3 protein-coding genes are annotated in these 3,584 nt (G+C 46.9%); 2 read left to right on the forward strand and 1 reads right to left on the reverse strand.

What is annotated here, in order from left to right:
- On the reverse strand, positions 1–1,469 hold a 1,469-nt coding region (locus ACWA6V_RS19150), incomplete at its 3' end, for a hypothetical protein (RefSeq protein ID WP_449523993.1).
- Between the two features lie 214 nt (positions 1,470–1,683).
- Between ACWA6V_RS19150 and ACWA6V_RS19155 the strand changes: the two genes are divergently transcribed.
- Both ACWA6V_RS19155 and ACWA6V_RS19160 read left to right on the forward strand, forming a co-directional pair.
- Positions 1,684–2,883: an immunoglobulin-like domain-containing protein gene (locus ACWA6V_RS19155; RefSeq protein WP_449523994.1), complete on the forward strand. Its 1,200-nt coding sequence runs from the start codon at positions 1,684–1,686 to the stop codon at positions 2,881–2,883.
- 133 nt (positions 2,884–3,016) lie between these two features.
- Positions 3,017–3,584, forward strand: a 568-nt coding sequence (locus ACWA6V_RS19160) for a lipocalin family protein (protein WP_449523995.1), incomplete at its 3' end; no start/stop codon positions are given.

A 3,584-nucleotide genomic window follows, 5' to 3' on the forward strand; every position in this document is an offset into this window, starting at 1 on the left:
GCCAAATTTTTGTATAGCTCTTGCCAACGCGAAAACTCTTCAAAAGTAAGTTTCATTTGTTCTTCTACCTGATGCTGCTGCGCTGTAATGCTCTTCCCCTTTTGCTTTAATTCTGCAACAAACTGCTTATATTTTGCGGGTATATCTTTGAGGTTAGCGGCCAGTTTTTCTTTCTCTTCAGTTAAATTTTTTATTTCTAATTCGGTTGCAGTTTTTAATTTGAGCAGAATTTGCTGGTAGGCCTCCTCAATTTCTTCTTTTTCCATTTCGCTCTCAAAGGGAGCATTTTGAATATCCATACGCAACAACATAAACTCACTTTTAAGCACTTGCATCTGCCCAAGCAGTTTATAAAACTGCAACTTCACATCCTTCATCGTCAAGATAACTTTTATCCTGTCATTTGCTTTGGCACCATAAAGACTTTGATACCAATGCAGTGTTTCCATTACTTCTGTATCCAAACCATCTTCGCTGATAACCATGGGAGTCGAAAGTGCCACTGCAATCATTCCGGCATTGGCTGGCGCGCCCTTCATACTCATTCTGCGCTGTATCTCCCCCACGTCAAATCCCATGCCTGCGAGCAAGCGGGCAATCCGGAAAAATTGCTCTGCGTGACGAGCCTCATGAAATACGGTGTCAGCTACTTGTGCCATTGTTTCCGAATCGACTGTATCCTTGGTAAACAATGCTCTATTGAGCTCCATGTTCCATTTGGATTCAGAGAATGAACCATAGGAGTCCTCATCGAGATCAACAAATGAATAAGTAATAGCTGGCGCACCCGTTTGAGTGAGCGACTTATTAACTGCTAACAACATAGTCTCTGCACGCTGCTCAGACGATTTATCGCCCCATTCGGTTTCGAGGGTTTTAGCATCCATCAGGTAAGCCCCTTTATCCTGCGCTTCCATACCAGTTGCAGGGGCAAGCTCTTTAGCGACAGCTTCGTCGGGGGTTATCACGCTGGCATCCAGATACTGGCCAATATCCAGATCCAACGCACTGTTCGCTTGCCAAAATTCGTAGGCTTGTGACTGCCCCTCATAGACCCGATAAGACTCCAGGCTGCCCAACTTTATAGCCTCGGGATTAGCAATTTTATAAAACATCTTGCCGCTCTCCTTATTGAAATACCATTGCACTCCATCAATAAGCTGATCCCACAGTAAGATCCCCCCACTATCATCAATCCACTTCATTTGCATCACCGGCATAGCCTGCATTGCAGTATCACCCGCAAAAAAATTCGCTACAGGTGGCACGGTATTTTTAACGGGCGATTGTACTTTCCGCTGAATCAGCGCTTGCATCGAGCGCATTTGCCGTACTCGTGGACTTGTATCGCCTAACGCCTGCAGCGCCTTAGCCTGAGCAACTTCCACTCGCGCATCTCGTTTAGCGTAAAGCCGGGCTTGCACTAATGGCTGTGTTTGCTCCTGAGGCGCGGGTACCTGTGCTTTCATAGTTATTAATCCTTCACAATTATTATGAGTGGAAGAGTATAGAAGTTAATTGTCCAACCATTAACTTAATCCTCCGTTGGCGCGACAATACCCAACAAAATACGCAATCGGGTCGTTACAATCTGCATCAAGATTTTGCGCTAGAGAATTGAGTAGTTACAATCGATATCTATTGTCGATCTACAGCAAATAACAGTTAACGCCTGAGCTCATTATGAATGGGTATAAAATGATGAAAGATAATTTGACTTTTTTTGCAGCGTTGGCATTTGTTTTTTTGCTCATTGGCTGCGGTGGAGGATCCTCCAGTTCAGAAAACCGACCACCAGTAGTCTCCAACTCATCTGTTCCCGCGCCACTACCACGCGAGTGCATACTGCAACCGGTAGTCGCGGTAGCAACAGATGCACCGCTGATCACACTCAATGGCGACCGGGTGATAGATATTCCCTTGGGAGGCACATACCTGGATGCCGGTGCAATCGCGAAAGACCAAAATGGCAATGATTTAACATCCCTAATAAGCACAACGGGGCTAGATAAAATCAATACCAATCAACAAGCAGATTATTTTATTCGCTATGACGTTAAAGATTCCGCCGGCCGGATCGCTGCATCCAAACATCGCATTGTGCGGGTATTCACTAATACGCCCAAAAAATACAGCCTGCGTCCTTTTGATAGCACCAGTGCGCCTATGGGATTTCTTGAACATCTACCTGTATATATCGGCAGCGAGCCGCATAAACAATATCCGCTGTTAATTGTTGCTCACGGTTGGGAGCATTTTGTTCAGCAGTCCCCCGTTAATAACCGTTTACTGACATTGCAATATGGCGCCAATATTTATCGGGTATTCGACGAAAATCGCTGGCCTGACTCGCGCCCATTTATCGTACTGGAACCGCAGCGCTGTCTGGACATTGGCGATAATGAGTGGCATCAGGTTGATCAATTAATTGAATGGGCATTGGCAGCCTACCCTGTGGATCCACAACGGATCTATATGACAGGCATGAGTGCGGGCGGCTATTTCACCTACCGCTATCCTCTGCTCTATCCCAATCGTCTTGCCGCGATTGCCCCTATGTCGGCTGGAGGCCCGGTCGAGAATCCCACTGCAATTACGCAATTTTGCAAAGCCATGACGCAGCTACCAATATGGGCATTTCACGGTGATGCAGATTCCACAGTCCCCGTAAACCACACGCTTTATACAATCGACATTCTCAAGCAACAATGCCTGACCAGCCCTACACCTAAAGTCACTATAGTCAGCAATGGTGATCACGTTATTGCCAACCAAATATGGGACGACAGTTATATCGGCAAAGGTGATTCAAAATATGACCGCCAAAGCGAGTCCATTTACGATTGGTTTTTACGCTTCACGATCGACAAAACTAACGAATAAAAATCCTCTGTATGTTAAGCCTTATCGGTGGTACTGCGCACCGACAAGCAGAATACAATAGGCCAAAATTGAAATTGGTTTTACTTGGGATTCAATCGAAAAACCCATTTTCAATTTTTACAGGAGCATTGCCATGAAGTATTTTTTATTGAGTATCACCCTGCTATTAGCCAGCTGCACCGGCATGCCGGAAAATATTAAACCCGTAGCGCAATTCGAACTGCCGCGCTACCTGGGCACATGGTATGAAATAGCTCGCCTTGACCACAGTTTTGAACGCGGTTTAAGTCATGTAACGGCTAACTACACCCTGCGTGATGATGGCGGAGTGAAAGTCATTAACCGCGGATACTCGCAGGAAGACCAAGCGTGGGAAGAAGCCGAGGGCAAAGCCTACTTTGTTGATACGCCGGATACTGGTTATTTGAAAGTGTCCTTCTTCGGGCCGTTCTATGGCTCATATGTTGTATTTGAGTTGGATAAAGAAAATTATCATTACGCGCTGATCAGCGGCCCGGATAAAGACTATTTCTGGATACTCGCACGCCAGCCACAACTGGAACCTGAACTTCTCCAGCGCCTGATACTGGGCACGGCTGGCGTGCACGGCGTCCGCGCGATCCAGCGACTTGCCGACCTCGCTGCCGAGAAATGCGCCGAGCAGGGTGCCGGCCGCGGTCGCGGCGGGCCGGGTCTCGCCC

Source organism: Cellvibrio sp., from assembly GCF_053579595.1.